General features: G+C 45.9%; 10 protein-coding genes. All 10 read right to left on the bottom strand.

Annotated features, from left to right (window positions below; translation table 11 throughout):
- The coding region (locus EKM89_RS12415) for a KxYKxGKxW signal peptide domain-containing protein (protein WP_225421882.1) at positions 1–5,092 on the bottom strand (5,092 nt) is incomplete at its 3' end.
- A 765-nt stretch (positions 5,093–5,857) separates the two neighbouring features.
- Entirely contained in the window at positions 5,858–7,429 is a 1,572-nt protein-coding gene (locus EKM89_RS12410; protein WP_225421881.1) for a glycosyltransferase, read from the bottom strand.
- Between the two features lie 50 nt (positions 7,430–7,479).
- Positions 7,480–8,376 (bottom strand): zinc metalloprotease, encoded by an 897-nt coding sequence (locus tag EKM89_RS12405; protein WP_125688970.1) that lies wholly within the window; start codon positions 8,374–8,376, stop codon positions 7,480–7,482.
- Between the two features lie 75 nt (positions 8,377–8,451).
- A complete protein-coding gene (locus EKM89_RS12400) occupies positions 8,452–9,984 on the bottom strand; it encodes a glycosyltransferase family 4 protein (RefSeq protein ID WP_125688968.1) in 1,533 nt (510 codons plus the stop codon).
- A 27-nt stretch (positions 9,985–10,011) separates the two neighbouring features.
- Positions 10,012–11,532, bottom strand: coding sequence for a glycosyltransferase (locus EKM89_RS12395; protein WP_125688966.1), 1,521 nt, complete (start codon positions 11,530–11,532; stop codon positions 10,012–10,014).
- A gap of 406 nt (positions 11,533–11,938) precedes the next feature.
- Complete coding sequence (locus tag EKM89_RS12390; protein ID WP_125688964.1) at positions 11,939–12,826, bottom strand: zinc metalloprotease; 888 nt, start codon at positions 12,824–12,826, stop codon at positions 11,939–11,941.
- Positions 12,827–12,880: 54 nt separating this feature from the next.
- Positions 12,881–14,386, bottom strand: coding sequence for a glycosyltransferase (locus EKM89_RS12385; protein WP_125688962.1), 1,506 nt, complete (start codon positions 14,384–14,386; stop codon positions 12,881–12,883).
- Positions 14,387–14,597: 211 nt separating this feature from the next.
- Positions 14,598–14,801: a hypothetical protein gene (locus EKM89_RS12380; RefSeq protein ID WP_125688960.1), complete on the bottom strand. Its 204-nt coding sequence runs from the start codon at positions 14,799–14,801 to the stop codon at positions 14,598–14,600.
- 306 nt (positions 14,802–15,107) lie between these two features.
- Positions 15,108–16,616: a glycosyltransferase gene (locus EKM89_RS12375; protein ID WP_125688958.1), complete on the bottom strand. Its 1,509-nt coding sequence runs from the start codon at positions 16,614–16,616 to the stop codon at positions 15,108–15,110.
- 179 nt (positions 16,617–16,795) lie between these two features.
- A partial coding sequence (locus EKM89_RS12370) for an LPXTG cell wall anchor domain-containing protein (protein WP_164510588.1) occupies positions 16,796–17,737 on the bottom strand: 942 nt, incomplete at its 5' end.

Below are 17,737 nucleotides of genomic sequence, written 5' to 3'. Positions count from 1 at the left end.
TGTCGGAGTCCGAATCACTATCGCTATCTGAATCACTGTCGGAGTCCGAATCGCTGTCGGAATCGGAATCGCTATCGCTATCTGAGTCGGAATCACTGTCGGAGTCAGAGTCACTATCGGAGTCACTATCGGAATCACTGTCGCTATCCGAATCACTGTCGCTGTCAGAATCGCTGTCGGAGTCGGAATCACTGTCGGAATCGGAGTCGCTGTCGCTGTCCGAGTCACTGTCGGAATCCGAATCGCTGTCGCTATCCGAATCACTGTCGCTGTCGGAATCGCTGTCGCTGTCAGAATCACTGTCGGAATCCGAATCGCTGTCGCTATCCGAATCACTGTCGCTGTCGGAGTCACTGTCGGAGTCACTGTCGCTGTCAGAATCACTGTCGGAGTCAGATCCACTGTCGCTGTCGGAGTCACTGTCCGAATCACTGTCACTATCCGAGTCACTGTCGGAGTCAGATCCACTGTCAGAATCGCTATCAGAGTCGGAATCTGAATCACTATCCGAGTCTTGATGCGCTTCTACCGCCATACTTGCGTATGCAGAAGCATCATTTGCTGCACTAGATGCTTTTTCTTTAGCATCTTGTGCTGCAGAGGCAGCTTCTTTAGCTTGTGCCGCGTATTCGGCTGCTGCTGAATTGTCGCCAGAAGCTTCAGCTGAATCTGCATTTGATTGCGCTTCTACAGCTGAGCTTGCTGCATTTGATGCGGCCTGTGCTGCTTCTGTTGCAATGACTGCAGCCTCTGATGCTTGCGCTGCGTAAGAAGTAGATTCTACATATTTTTCACCTGCATACTGATCAGCTACATTTGCATAGGAGTTTGCGAGGTCTGCGTACACACCTGCATCTGCTGCTGCTGAAGCTGCTGCACTCGCTGCATCTGATGCCGCCACACCCTGTGAACTCAACACAGTCAGGTAAGCACTTCCAAGTGTGACTGAACTACCACTTCCTGTAATAACCAGATAGTAGTATCCTGCGCCACCTAACGTCACATCTTCAATCGTTAACGTTGCGTCAGTTGCCCCACTAATAGCTTGTCCTGTTCCCGTAGCAGAATCCGATTTGTACCATTGGTAGCTAACTGTGCTATCAGATACACCGGAATTCGTTTGTGGCGTGAAGTAGACGGTATCACCAGCATTAGCTGTCTGATCCAATAATCCATTGCCAATCATAATCTCTTTAGAATCGGAATATGATGACCCATCACTATTGGTAACAGTTGCAGTGATAGTAACTTTACCCTTACTATCAGTTGAAACCGGTGTGACCACCCCAGCACCATTGACCGTCGCGATGCTAGTATTACTACTCTTCCATGTGACCGTTCCCGTTGCCTCGCTTGGATTCGTCGTTGCCACATAAGTACCCGGCGACGAATTCAGCAGGTAGTCATCCCCAGAAACTGTGATCCCAGTTGCGACGATTTCCTGATCGAAAACATTAACTTCAGCAACGTCACTGTTCAGCGTAGCACCAATCAGTACCCCATAGTCAGAAACCATTTGGAACCGTAAGTTTCCTTTATACGTATCATTCGTTTCAACCGTCAACGTACTCGATGTTGATGTTTTAACTCCCAATCCATTATTACTCTGCACATCTACTGACTTCAGATATCCCTGATCAACTGCTTTGCTAACTTTCATCCAGGTTCCGTTAACCTGAACGTACCAGGTTACAGAAGTCGTGATGGCTGGAATATTTACCAGTCCTAACTTAGTCGTTCCAGTTAGCGTAAACGTGCTATTTTGCATCGCCGACTGCTTTGGTGCTGGCTGTTGTGTATAACCATTAGTCAGGGCAATTCCCCAAACAATCGATGCATTCCCACTTGGCTTACCTTCATACTTCGATGTGTTGTTTGAATAATTTCCAGCTTCAATTGCTGCATCAGCTGCGGCTGCAGCGGCTGATGTTGCGGCCGTTGCGTAGGAGTTTCCGCTGGCAGCGGCCGAGTTACTCAATGAAACATAGGAGCTGGCGGCGATGAAGTCTCCAGAAGCAACTGCTGAGGAAGCTTGTGCCATGTAGCTGTTCGCTTCGGAAGCAGCAATGTCTCCGGAAGCAGCGGCGAATTGCGCTGCTTGGGCGTAATCCAGGGTTTCGGTCACGTAGGAAGAACCCAAAGTAGTGTTTGTTTTATTCGCACTCACCAAGGAATTTGCCGTTGAGGCTGCTAATGCCGCATTAGATGCCGCTGTCGAATCTTGAAGTATAATAGCAGCGGCGACGGAGGCCGCATAAGCAGATTGTGCATCGATAATGTTCGAAGTTGCAGCTGCGGCAGCACTACCTGCAACTGCGGCGGCGGAGTTAGCAAATGTCAGATTTGTATTCGCTGCATCAGCTGCGGTTGCGGCATCATCATACGTTTCTGCTACTGCGGCGTTGCTTGCTGCCGAACTCGCTGCTTGTGCATAGGACTTAGCTGCTGCGGCAGCCGAGGTTGCAATGGAATTTGCCGTTGACGCACCGGTGTTAAAGTCTCCACCGGCTGCCAAGTAGGCATTATTTGCATCTTGGGCGTGTGAGTTGGCTAAGTTGTACGCGCTATCGGCGGCACTTGCTGCATCTGCCGCGGCTTGAGCGTAACTGTTAGACAGGTAATTACCAGTATCTTTATCCCCTGTCACCCCAGCGGCTTTAAGCAGTGCCTGGTTAATAGCATCCTGTGCACTGGATGCTGCCGAATTTGCCAAAATGCCATAAGAGTTAGCGTCATTCGCACTATCACTTGCGGTGGTGGCATAAGAACTAGCATTAACGTAATCGCCAATCCCTTCAGCTACCGCAGCGTTGCTTTGCGCCGTACTAGCGGCGGTTGCAGCCGTCTTAGCATTAGCGGCATAAGATGCAGCGTCAGAACTATATTCCCGTCCCTTAGTCGCGTAGGATGAGGCCGTTAAAAGTTCTTGCTCGTTAAAGGTAACCAGCTTATCCATATTCGTAACCGCAGTACTAGCCGCCGTTGCGTTGGACGCTGCCTTAGCTGCATAGCTGGCAGCTAAACTTGCGGCTGCGCTAGCTTGGTCCGTATATGTCCCGTTAGAGTCCGTTACCACAACTGTAATGATGTTACTTGCTTGAGCGAAGTTAACACTTGAACCAATCACTAATGTAATTGACTTCTTCCCAGTTGCGACCATTTGGTAATAGTAGGTTCCGCCAGCGGCTGGCATGGTAACGTTAGTCGTCGGCTTTTCATTGCTAGAAGTTGTTGGATCATTCAAGGCCGACCACGTCTTACCATCGGTAGAAACGTACCACGTGTAAGTTACCTTCCCACTAAGACTGTACGCACCGCTGATTCCCAGGTTCGTGGTCAGGGTAATCGAATCGCCCAAGTTAGCCAACGTCTTATCGGCGCTTAACGTTGCGGTAACGTTACCTTCATTGTCCTTGTTAGGCGTTTCAACATTGGTATCGAACTGTGCAGCCAAACTTGCTGCGGTTGCAGCTTCGACTGCAGCACTGCTTGCCACTACTGCAGCTGAATCAGCAGTTAAAGCAAGGGTGTGTGCTTCCTTAGGCGTTGCAGCTGTTGCAGCATTGACTGCTGCTGTACTTGCCGTTGCAGCGGCCTCCGAAGCAATTGCGGCGTAACTTGAAGCATCTGCTGCATATTGCGCTGATTGATCCCCGTTGTAGCCACTAGCAGCGGTTGCCGCACTGGCTGCCGCACTGGCTGCATTACTTGCCTTGTTGGCGCTACTGTTTGCATCGCTGACTGCATCCGTGATGGACAGATCAACAGCTTGCTTGGCAGCGGCAACTGCTTGGTCACGGAAATCGCTGGCTGCTTGGTTCGCCGTAACGGCGTCCACAGTTGCTATCTGAATGACGGAAGCTAAAGCGGTGCTAGCTGCATCGTAGTCACCAGAAGTAGCAGCACTACTTGCAGTCTCGTAAAGTTTATCCGCTTGATTTGCCAGGCTAAGTGCTTCTGCAGCAGCTGAACTCGCTGAAGAAAACGCTGAATTGGCTGCCGTGGCTGCTGCTAAGGCTGCAGAGTTATCCTTGGAATACTGAGTTGCCAGGTAGGCGCTACTAGCAGCTGATGATGCTTCTTCAACTGCAACTGCAGCTGAGTTAGCCAATTTATGAGCATCCTTGGCATAAGAACTCACCATGTCCTTGGCACCCTGAGCAGCCGCAATTCGTGCTGCATCTGCGGCACCAGATGTCATGTCAGCATAGGACTTCGCGTCTTCAGCGTAGGAATTTGCCATCGAATTTGCAGCGGCATAGGATTGGGCCATTCCTGGTGCATCGCTAGAAACATCTGTTGCTGCTAGGTACATGTTAGCTAAACTATTGTAATGTTTTGCGTAGTCATAGGCTTGTAAAGTTTCTTGATAAGCACTATTGGCCGTACTCGTTGCCGACTGCGTATCCGTTGTTGGTACTAACATTGCGTAGCTGGATGCTGCACTAGCTGCGGCTGAGGCTGCGTCGGCTGCGGACGAAGCTGTACTAGCCGCACTACTGTTAGCAGCTGACGTCACAACATCATTCGTTGCAGCCGCCTTCTTGGTTGTCGCCGTTTTAGTCACGGCCTTAGTGACGTTAGTGGTCAAGGTCACGTCGGTGCTAGCACTCGCGGCAATTCTTTCTGCGGCTAAGCTAGCGGATGTCGTGGCATCACTAGTGGCATCAGCACTCGTAACTTCAGCACTGGTTGCCTCTGCACTTGTCACGGCCGCACTAGTTGCGCTGCTTGAGGATTCGGTAGTAGTAGATGAAGCGCTTTCACTGGAAGCTGCACTGCTGTTGGCTTCTGAGCTTGTTTCCGTAGTTGTTTCTGTCTCCGCCGTAGCAGTTGACGTTGTACTACTTTCGGTAGCCGCACTAGACGCCGCCGAACTTGATTTTAACGTGACTGTATTCGATGAATTGGTAGCTGAGGCGACCGCTGCGCTAGAGGAACTATCGGCCTGGCTAGTAGTATCTGCTTTGGCTGTTAGATTCCCGGCACCTAATAACGAAAAAGATGCAATGGCGGTGAAGACCCAAGTCTTGCCTGCCTTGAACATCTTATAACGTAATTTAGGATCGCCATTAAAAGCTTTGTTCCGCATAAATTTCACTTTTAATGTCCTCCTTGTATGAATGACTGACTAAAAATGCACTGTACTCCCCCGACTATTATCCTAGAAATAGTTCTAGTCCAAAGTCTAAGCGGTCTATACACGTTGTATTAGTAAAACGTGAGTAGTGTAAAACAATCTCATTTCGCTTACGAGTTTATCATAATTTTCATGATGAGACTATTCATATCTCTCAATATAAATTGGTATAGGTGGTATTAGATATAAACGTATTTTTAAATTAAAGGATTCACATGATTAACAATTTTAAGTTACTAACCTTTTATCAGCTGATAACGGCCAAAATAGAGCCATTTCACTGCAGTTATAGCCCAATATTATTAACAGTAGACCATTTATTTTTATCTTTATAAAAGCTTTAACATTATTTTTTGATTAGAAAATCTGTCCACTCTTTACAAATTGGAGAATGATTATTTGGCCATATTTAAAGAGTCATTGCAACTAATATCTCCCCTTATTTTCGCAAAATTAGTTAGTAAATTTTATTTTCTACCTCACTTTTGAAGATGTGTAACCTAGATATGTTTAGCTATTTTGACGATTCTTCACGTCATTCATCGTAGCATTACCGTTTCACCCCTGCTGTTCGTGTGCCACACCAACAATCCACGACCTACATGGCACCCGGAACATGACACCAAGCCAGCAATTTAATGACTATTTTCACTGCTCAAAAAAGAACCCATCACACCAAAATTAGGTGTGATGGGTTCTTTAGGTCGCTAGATTAACTTAGTTAGCTAACACATCGCGAATCAAATCTTGCCATTTCTTCGTTACAGCTGTTACGGAAAACTTTTCTGCTGTCGCTAAACTTTCACGACGAAAATGTTCTTGTAAGTCTGGCTGACGTAAATAATCTCGAATTTTTTCGTACAACTCATTCTGATCGTTGGCGGTCACCAAAAAACCATTTTCGCCATCTTGAATCAATTCACTCGGCCCATAACGTACGTCGTAACTGATAACGGGCACACCAAAGTTCTGAGCTTCCAGTGTTGCTAGCGAAAACCCTTCTTCGCGACTCGTCAGCAGAGCCAAAGACGCCATCTGATACTCCGTCGTCAGATCCGGATAGAAGCCACGTAAAAAAATGTTCTTTTCCAAATGATGCGTCTCAATAAAATCACGCAACTCCTTCTCCTGACTACCATAACCAAACAGATGGAGTTGGACGTCTGGAAATTCTGCAACCAGCTTAGATACGGCCACAGCCTGATGCATGACCTGTTTTTCCGGTGCATAGCGTGCAACCCCAATAATTCGATTAGGTTGTCGCTTTTCCGGTGCTAAGACTTGCGGTCGTGTAAAGCCCACAGGAATCGCCACAACTGGCAGATCTGGAAAGCGTTCCAAGAGATCCCGCTTTTGATATTCGGTTGAACAAATAAACCGATCAAAATCTGTTATATGTTCTAACATGAACCGGTAGTGGCTCTTGATACGCGATCCCAAGACATCCGTTTGACTCTGGGTATGTGTACTATGGAAAACGACACAGACTTTAACGGCTGAATCCGTTTTACTGAGAGCCTCAGCCAATTTTAAATTCCGGTCACTGATGTAGACATCCCCGGCCTTATAAAGCGTATCAAAGAAGAACGTCTGCAACTCTTCTTGCGTATTGAAAAAGTAGTCACGACCATCGTGACCATGAACAATAATCTGTCGTAGTGTTGACTCTAACTTTTGATCAGAGTCATACAATTCCTCCAGACAAGCTCGTCCCTGGCGATTCAAGTAAACCTTTGCCTGAACCTTCTGCATAGCTGCCAAATAAATGACCTGACTACAGAATCCCCGTTGATCGAACAACTCCCGTTTAATCTTAAGATGCCGCTGATCAAAGTAATTCAAGTATTCAATCGACTGATAGTCTTGATCATAAAACCGCGCATACATCAAAAACTGACCGTTCGCCGCAAATACACGAACATCCTTGGTCTCCGGAATATATTTCAGACTAAAACCACAAGTCTGTTCCCAATACGTAATCCAGTCAAACGTCGTGATTGTTTCATCGTCCATAACACCTTGAAAGTAATCGTACATCGAGAAACAGCGACCACTCACGTCAAAACGACGCGCGTTCTCATGCAGTCGGGTATTAAAACCCACCGTCAAAATTCTAGCGTCCATTCCCCCCGCTTTGAATAATACTAAGCGGTTCAGTTGCGCCTTTTCAATTCCCGTTAAGTTTATTCCCAAGTTCTGATTGACAAAATAATTCACATTCGCCACCCCATCTATAGTTGTATCTGCACCATTACTCTTCAGAATACCCATTTCATCGGTTAAAATCATATAACGACACCTAGATAGTCTAAGTTATCTAACTAGAGCCCTGTTTCATTTTAATCTGGATTAACGGTCGTTGTGATCCGACCATTGTCATACAAAACGACACGATGCGACTTCTGTAACACCCCACTCGCTAATCGCCGGGAGTGCTGCCAGCTCAATCCCGCTAAAGCCAGTGTCGCAGCATCCATGGACGTACTCTTAACACCTAGTTCATTTTCAGGCGGTGACCCCACACGACCAACGGACCAGACTGCCATAAACTCCACGGTCTGCACACCCGCTTTAGCCGCATTATTACCTAAGGGGCCGCCGCCCAAATGTGGCACCCCCAAGGCATGACCAATCTCGTGGATCAGCGCCGCTTCTTTCCAGTTCAACTGGTTACGCTGCGACAAGTTTTGAATTCGCCAATTTGCCGGATAAAATAGAATACCCCGGCCATTGTATGTCTGACCACCGAGTACTGACCGTGCGTTCTGGCCGTCGTGAATGATTTCGTCGCTTTGTTCCGGGCGAAAGACCACCTCAACAATGGTTGTTCCGGCCACTTGGTTCCAAAATTTCGCGGCATCCTTCACCATTCGGGTCGTCATAAAATGTGACTCATTGTACAACTGCAAGATACCATCAGCACCCACAATATTTGATAGACTTCGGCCATCCAATTGATAGGCGTGCCGAGTTGCTACGGCATCCAGGCTCGTATTCCCCCGATACTGATTGCCATGTGTGATTGCCGTTAAGATCCGCAACTGTTTTTGAGAATAGATATGCCGGTCAATCCGACCACCCGGCGGACTATAAGTTGCTGTTCGCTGATAGCCTTGTTTCACAGACTGCTTCACAGCCGGTTGCGGATTCTCACGCACAGTTAATTGCGTCATCCCCAATATGACTAAGGCAAAGGTTACAACTACCAAACTGACCTGAATCACCCGTTTCCACATTACTCTGCCACACCTCTTTACCAAAAGCCGCCAACAACTTCAGATAAGTTCTTGGCGGCATCTCGCATTAACCGCTTAAACGGCGGTCTTTTCGTGTGCTAAGCTATCAAAATAATCCAGTAACTGTTGCCACTTCTCAAAAACGGCGTCTTCTGAGTAGCGTTTCGCATTTTCGTACGCAGCCACACTATATGCCTTCAGAAGCTTCTGATCACCCAGCAACTTGATCAGGGCATCCGCCAATTGTTGCGGTTGTCCATCTTCCGTCAAAATTCCAGTGATACCGTCCTGAATGATGTCACTTGGTCCATATTTCACGTCATTTGCCACCATTGGCACACCATGTGACTGGGCTTCAAGTAAAGTCAGTGAGAATCCTTCTGCACGACTCGGCAAAACTCCAATCTGCGCGCGGTCATAGACAGCGTCAATATCATTTGTATAACCCTTAAAGGCGACCACGTCCGATAAACCGGCATCAACGACCTGCTGCTTAAATCGCTTTTCAATATCGCCGTTCGCATACCCCCAGAGTTCGAGCCGAGCATCCGGGAACTTTTGATGGACCTGCGCAAAGGCTGCAATCGAATGATTCTGCTGTTTTTCAGGTGCTAACCGAGCCACGTGAACGATGAGGTTCTTTTGCCGACTAGCAAAGTCTTGGTGTGGCGCCGCAATCTCTTCATCCGAAACATAGCCAACCGGAATCGTAAATGCTGGAATGTCGCTGCCAAATCGATTCGCCACGTCTTCTGACTGTTCAGGTGTGGCCGAAATGACCGCATCCCACTTTGCCCAATTATTCAACGCGTTTGTGTAATTATTGTTCAGCGGCGAATGCAACATGTCACTTGAATCACTCACATGATCATTGTGTAAATGAAGTACCTTGAACGCTGGTGTTTGCATGTGGAATAGACCCCAATCGCATTCAACGGTTCGGTCACAAATGAAGACGTTGTGCTGATTGCGCCCATTCAGTTCATCATAGAAGAAACGTGTCAATTCATTCATTCCACTGAAGACCCAGCTGCTGTCACGGTAGTTCAGGACACGCCAAGATAGACATTCTTTGCCCCCGCGATTGAGGTAATGATTCTTTTCCAAGTGAACACGACCGTCGGGACCATAGTATTGTTCCTGAGAAATCTTGCCTTCTAAGTCAAAAAACTGTTCAAGACACTTAAAACCACGGGCATCCCACCAAACCATCGACACGGTCCGACCATTGACGTCGAAGTACTGAACGTTACTGATTTCCGTCGATTGTTTTCGGAAATAAATGATCATCAACATTTTCCCCTGGGCAAAGACTTGTAACTGGTCGTCCTTGCGCGTCGTGGTCGTATTGGCTGGTAAGGAGAAATCATTCATCGTGAACGACTGACTTGCCACCTGCATACTACCACAGAAAAATTCAAAGAGATTCACAAAATTCTCACGTTGAATCCCGGATTGTCGTAGGATATTCGTCAAATCCATGGAGAAAATTCGCGTCACGATTTTCGCTGGCACGTGGTGTTGATTAAACAAGTGAAGCCGGTTAATTTCCGCATGTTCAATCCCTGATTTTGAATACTGCATGTTATCGTTCAAAAAGTAATACATCTACTCGGACCTCCCTTAGCAATCCTACTATTCGCTCTTTAATTCCTTCTGCCACCGGTTCCAAACTTTTCGGCGCGTCCACTGATCATGGGCCTTCACATACGCCGCATGACTAAACATTGCCAATTTCTGATCATCTAACAACAGGTCAACGACCTTATCTGCCATGGTCAAAGCCTGACCGGGTGCAATCAAATAACCATCTTTGCCATCCGCAATGAAATCAGTTGGTCCGTAGTTGAACCGATAGCTGACTGCTGGAATCCCATGAATCATGGCCTCCAACATCGCTAATGGCCCCCCATCAGCTAGTGACATATTGGTCATGACCTGATAGTGATCGTATTGGTCAGCAAGATCAGGAACGTAATCCTTAAAAGTCACACTCGACGTGAGCTTCAATTCCTCCGTTAATTTCTGCATCTCTTCAACGTACTTAGCACTTCCATAGCCAAACAACGTAAAGGTCGCATCTGGAACCCGGTCCTTAACCAACGCAAACATTCGCAGCTGTTGCTCAATCTGCTTGTCCTTGGCGATTCGACCGACATAGATAACACTGTGTGGCAGCCGTTTGCTGGGCGCCATTTCCACTGTTTCTTCCTTAGAAGTCGGTAGCGTCGTGACAGCTGGAATTGAGAAAATCGGTGCCTTAGGAAAACGCGTGCGCAAGTTAGTAGCCTGTTGTGGGGTCCCCGTGATAAAACCATCGAAGTGACTGAAGTGCTCAAACGCTGGTGCCAAGAAGCCATCCAAATCCGCATGGATCGGATCGTTGGGACTAACTGTATGGTTGATCGGCACGTAGACATACTTGCGTGAATTGTCATTTAAAGCCAGTAGTGGCGTAACTCCCGTGCCCGGACGGTCAACAATAAAGGTCGTTTGTTCCGAATCTTGTTTACTCAGCTCATTAAGGAAAAAGGTAAACAAATCATCCGAATTCTGGAAGAACCGGTCACCTTCACCCTGATAATCCTTCAAAATCATCCGGGATGGCAAGGACTTACCCTCAGTATCTTGGGTAAAGTATTCCTCAATCGCCGTTTGACCGTCGGCTCGATAATAGCGCTGCGAAATCAATTGACCATTTTGTCCAAAGTACTGGGTCGCCGATCGAAATCCACGCCAGTCCCAAAGGTCGGTTCCAACACGGTTGCCTAACTGGTCAAAAAACTCCTGATAGAAGACGCGACCAATGGTAGCGGGAATAAAACCGACGTTAGCGATTAGCCGGTCACCATCAAAAACCCCACTAAAGTTAGCACCAACATTGACTTCATATTCAATTGGTAAGTTCAACTTATCAGTGGTAATAAATCGTGGCGTTCCTAAATTAGTCAGCCCTTGAAAGTAATCAAACATGTTCATCACTTGATTATCTGCAACACCAAATTTACCAATGGTCTGATGCAAGAGCCGATCATAAATCTTTGTCACGATCTTTGCTGGTGTTTTGTAATGGGTGAACAGTTTCACCCGATTCATTGCCGTATGCTCAACACTCGAATTCTTTTGTAAGAGGTACTCATTAATAAAATAATACACGATATCACACTCCCATCCTCATCATGAAGGACCTTCACCCATCGGTTAGCCAACTGAGGGCCCAATCAACAAAGTTTAAACTAATCTAAGTATACCTAATTAGTTTTATTAATAAAACTAATTGCCATTATCAATGGTTCTTTTTTCACATCATCCAGCAGCGAAACCAAATCAGCCAGTTTAGTCAATTAGCCACCAAGGCATTAAGCGCTGCCATTTGCGTATAGTCAAGGATACAACAGTTTATAGAATGTGTAAATACTAACTAGCTGATTCCTTCATTTTAGTAAAATTGGCTCAGCAGTGAGAACTTATAGTTAAGTAACTTAGCTTACAAATAAGGGAAAGTGTAACGTCATCATAAACAAAAATAGAACTGAGAGATTTTTTCTCAGTCCTACGTAATTTATGATTTAGGAATTGTTGACACAATCTTACCGTTGTTGTACTTAACAGTAGCCTTGGGCGTTGTGAACACCCAGTTCGCTAGCTTTTGTGGCCGCAGCCACGCGATACCAGCAATGGTCAATGCCGCAGCATCCACTGGTGTACTCGTGATACCATGTTGATTTTCAATCGGTGCATTGGCCAATTCAACACCCCAGTTTCCCATGAAATCCACGGACTTCTCATTCGCAACCCGGTCATTATTCCCCGCTGCACCCCCGCCTAGATTGGGAATGCCTAGTGCATGTCCAATTTCACGCAGCAAAATGGCCTCTTTCCAATTGTTCTTGCCACGAGTCGTTAACCCGGTCACAGCCCAATTGCGCGGGTAGAAGAGCATCCCCATATTATTGTAGGTTTGGCCTCCAATACCGTACTTGTTCTGCTCCTGACTGTCATGAATGACTTCGTCGCTGGCCTTAGCCGTCTTCACGACCTCAACGATTTGTGCCCCAGCTAAATTATTCCAGTACTCAGCAGCATCTTTGACCATCTTATCCGACATAAAGGATGACTCATTGTAGAGTTGGAGGACACCATCGCGTCCCATAAAATTATTGATTGTTCGACCTGCCATCTTATAGGAATAGGACGTAGCAACCTTATCCAAGCTGGTATTTCCAGAGTACTTAGAACCATGGGTAATCGTAGTTAGCTGTTTAAGCTTAGCCTGTGAATAGGTCTTCCGATTGACCAACCCATCATTGGTACTGGTTCCTTTAGACCGCTGATAGTAATTGTGATTGCCAAATAGTGAAACGTTCACTTTAGTCATGCCTTTGACCACGAAAAAAACTACGACTGCCAGAACAACTAGATACAGAATTCGTCGAAGCGCCTTGAACATATTTATTCCCCCAAATTTTTTACAGCGAGTCATTAATCTCGACCGATTTCCAATCTAGTCTTGCGCGATGTGTTGTACAAAATCTTGCCATTTCCGTTGAACAACTGCAGGCGCGTAAGGTTCCAATAATCGCTGACAGTTGGCCATCATTTCCAGTTGCAAGTCGTGGTTCCCCAGATACTCACGCATCTTCTGATACAAGGCTTCTTGATCGTCCGCCGGAACTAGGAAACCATTCTCGCCATCCCTAATCATTTCGCGCGGACCGTAGTTGATGTTATAAGCGATCACCGGCACACTGAAGCTCAACGCCTCCAATGTCGCTAGGGAAAAACCTTCTTCCTTACTAGTCATCAGCGCCAATGATCCCTGCTGGTAATCAGCAGTCAGATCCGTTTGAAATCCCCGCAGAAAAACGTGGGTGGTCAGGTGATGTACATTGATATAGTCGCGCAGAATTTTTTCGATTTTAGCACCGGATCCCAGTAAATGGAGCTCAACGTCAGGAAATTCAGCCACTAAGCGTTCAACCGCCTTCACTTGATGAAGTAACTGTTTCTCAGGTGAATATCGGGCGACACTGATAATTCGCCGTGGCTTACGCGTCGTGAAGTCAACTGGTTGGGGACTCGCAAATCCCACCGGAATGGTCACCACGGGTGGCAATGCCGGGTATCGTGCCAACAGGTCACGGCGCTGTTGGTCCGTCGACACCACAATTCGACTGAGTTTCTCGGGATGGGCTAGCGTATAATCATAAATATTTGCCTTTAAGGCTCCCGTCAAGACATCCTGCCCCACGCGCACATGCGTACTATGAAAGACAGCACACGTTACAATCTCTGGCCGCAGATTGTGAAAGGTTTCCGCCATCGCACTGTTGCGATCACAATAATAGACATCACCGTCCTGATAGAGTTCATTCAAAAAAAATGTTCGAAATTCACCCTCGGTATCAAAAAAGTAATCCCGCTGATGGTAGTCCTTCAGTGTAATCTTACGGAGAATAGATTTCGTATCCACACGTTTGTACTGCTTAATAATGCGCACGCGTTGTTGGTGATCAAAGTAGAGTTCGGAGTTGATCGTATCCTGCTCCGCTAGTAAACTTGTCCGACTTAAAAAGCCTCGGATATCGTAAACGTCACGTCGAATCTTTGCTCGATTGGGGTTGAAGTAGTTGATATAGTCAACTCGCGTGTAATCCTTATCGAGAAAATGTGCGTACATAATCAACACGTTGTCTTCATTTGTAATGCGAATATCGAAGGTCCCTGGAATTACTTGTAGATGGTAATGGCACGTAATCTCCCAGTAACGACGCCAATCTTTATGGGCAGTTTCGGTGTCCTGCTGCGCCTTCTGGAAATAATCATACATCGAGAAGCTGTGATCTTGAATGCCAAATTTTTTAGTGTATTCATGTAACCGTGACTGATAACTTAGATACAAAATTGTCGCTGGTAAGTTAGCCCGTCGAAATAGTTGCAGTCGGTTGAACTCGGCTTCCTCAATACCAGAAATGGTGGGACCAACACTAATGTCTACGAAATAGTTCATTTCTTTGTCCTTCTTCATACGCTCTTTACTCTGCGTTTACTAGGTTATGTTAGTTGCTGATTAAAATGCTCAAAACGTGTTCTAAAAGATGACAAATTCAATATTACCCTTGCTTTTATTCTACCATCAATTATTTTCTCCGGTTACTAAAAAGGTGACCGCAAGAATCTAGCGATCACACTTTTTCAAAGTTAAATTTCAAATAACGGAATTACATTTCCCACGGATACTTACCGTCAGCACTTTTTTCGGTATGTGCCATCATATATTCCGTCTGCGCAGCCATACGCTTTTGCGTCTTCTTGCGATTAATGACTCGGAAAATCAAAACCAAGCTCCAAAGAACCAAATAAATCATTAACCTTATAAAAAATTGAACCCCGTGTTGTGCGAAAATCATAGTTAAGACTGACATAAGATAGCACCTCCGTTCAAATCTAATTATCTTGCTTGTATTTATTATACAACACTTTTAATGTCGTTTACAGGTATTCCTATAAAATTATTTATTTTATTTTAAAGGACTCAAAATGCTGCTAAATCAGCATTCCCAGCCAAGTGAAGGGCCATACACACATTTTGGATTATGGTGATACCGTTTAGCTTTCCAATTTTTGCTTACGTGCAACTGCTTTCTGTCTTTCTTGCTAACCATCGCTACTAAAAATAGCAGCTGTTAGACACACTTTGTGCCCCACAGACTGCTACTTTTGGATAATTTTTATTTTAAATTCTTAACGAGGCTTTGCCATTTTTGCATAACTTGAACTGGTGAATAACACTTGAGTAGTGCCCGACAATTACGCATCATTTGTAACTGCAGATTGCGATCGCCAAGATATAACCGCATTGCTTGGTACAGTGCTTCTTGGTCATCAGCCGGAATCAGGAAGCCATTCTGACCATTCACAATCATCTCGCGTGGCCCGTAGTTGATGTCGTAGCTGATCACCGGAACGCTATAACTCAAAGACTCCAGCGTTGCCAATGAAAAGCCCTCTTCCTTACTGGTCATTAGGGCGAGTGCACCCTGCCGGTAATCAGCCGTTAAGTCCTTCTGAAATCCCCGGAGGAAGACGTGCTCTTTTAACTGATGGGCATCGATGTATTGCTGTAGCTGGACTCTAACTCGACCCCCATACCCGAGTAAATGTAATTCAATGTCCGGAAATTCTGGAATAAGCCGCTCAACTGCCCGTAATTGGTGTAACAACTGTTTTTCGGGCGAGTACCGGGCAACGCAAATAATACGGTGCGGATTACGCTGTGTGAAATCGACGTCGTCCACCGGTTGGGGAACTGCAAATCCTACTGGAATACTGACTACTGGCGGCAAATCGGGCAAGCGTTGTTCGAGATCTAAACGCTGCTGCTCGGTCGACACCACGATTCGAGAAATCTTAGCAGCGTGGTCCAATGTATATCCGTACCCACCAGATTTCAGTGACCCGGTTAATGGGTTCTCATCCGCACGAACATGTGTACTGTGAAAGACGGCCACCACGCGAACCTCTGGCTTAGTATGACTGAATGCAACACCCATTTTACTATTGCGATCAGCAAAAAAGGTGTCTCCTGCTTGATAAAGCGAATTGAAGAAGAATGTGCGAAACTCATCTTCGTTGCCAAAATAGTAGTCGTGGTGGTGAAAATCTTTCAGCGTAATCTCTCGCAAAAAAGCCTTGCCACTTGCAATAAGATACTGCTTAACAATACGGACCTTACCTTCCTGATCATAGTAAAGCTCTGTGTTGATTAAATCATTTTCGGCTAGGAGACACGTGCAACTCAAGAAGCCACGACTGTCATAAAGATCACGCCGTATCTTAACGTGAGTTTTGTCAAAGTAGTTGACGTAATTTAACCGTGAATAATCCTGGTCATAAAAACTAGCATACATAATAAATAATCCATTTTCATTTGTAATCCGAATATCAGCAACTCCCTCAATAAATTGAAGTTGGTAATGACAGGTTTCCGTCCAATAGCGGCGCCAGTCAAAGTGACCGAAGTCGGCGTATGCTTCTGCTCGTTGAAAATAGTCATACATAGAAAAGCTGACACCCTGCACACCAAATTTTTTGGCAAATTCATGCAGTCGCGTTTTATACGTTAAATAGATGATTCTAGCTGGTAACCCGGCCTGCTGAAACAAGTGCAATCGGTTAAACTCAGCCTTTTCAATGCCAGTAATGGCACCGCCTAAATCTATGTCAACAAAATAATTCATGCCAGAATTACCCACTTTCATTCTTCATTACGTACTTTATTGGTTACTTACAAAGTTTCAAAATACAATCATATCACCAGTTTATCACATGCTTAACCCCCTTCATGTTTTGAAATCAATAATGGCTTTCTCACCTATTTTTTGGGTGAAAAAGCCATTATCGTCATGCTACTTTCAACTTAGTCGTCATGCTTCCGTCTTGGCTTAATTCCAAATAATCCCAGGAATCCTAGCAAAATTGAACCCACTATCGAGGTTGCTTTACCAGCATCTTTTTCACCAGTTTGAGGTAAGTCATGGTTTGCATTGTGACTGTTATCAGTGCCGTTCTTGTTGGCGTCTAAACCGCCTACCACATTTTCAGTGTGGTTGCCAGGCACGCTAGACAACCGACCTTTAACTTTATCATTGGTTGACCCGTTGCCAGTAATTCGGTTCGTCGTCATTCCCATATTGTTCTGGTTTTCAGTGCCAGCGACACGATCACCATCGCTACCGGTATGAAGCGACTCATCCTCACCGGCCGCATCATTTCGAAGGTTAGGCCCTGCATCTAATCCCCCGGCTGAGCTACTAGTTTCTGTGTCAACCGTATCGTCTGATGAACCATTAACTAGTTCAGATGATTCTGAGTTGCTTTCTGAATCCGATTCACCTTCGGTCGATGAAACGGATTCTGACTCGCTAGCCGCAAGTGACTCTGATTCACTCTCGGACTCAGACTCAGACTGACTATCAGATGTAGATTCACTCTCGGAAAGATATGCACTTTCAGACTCGTTCGTCGATACAGATTCGCTTTCTAAGACCGAGGTCGATTCACTTTCCACTGATGAGAGCGACTCTGATTCTGACGCACTCTCTGATTCAGATTCACTCTCGGACTCAGATTCAGACTCGGACTGGCTATCAGATGTAGATTCACTCTCGGACTCAGACTGACTCTCAGATGTTGACTCACTTTCGGAAAGATATTCACTTTCGGACTCGCTCGTCGAAGCAGATTCACTCTCGGAGGTTGACTCGTTTTCGGAAAGGTATTCACTTTCAGACTCGCTCGTCGATACAGATTCGCTTTCTAAGACCGAGGTCGATTCACTTTCGGCCGATGAAACGGATTC

It is taken from the genome of Levilactobacillus fujinensis, assembly GCF_003946335.1.
In the GTDB taxonomy this organism is placed as follows: domain Bacteria; phylum Bacillota; class Bacilli; order Lactobacillales; family Lactobacillaceae; genus Levilactobacillus; species Levilactobacillus fujinensis.
The sequence above is the reverse complement of the archived record's forward strand: the minus strand, read 5'-3'. Positions and strand labels throughout refer to the sequence as shown.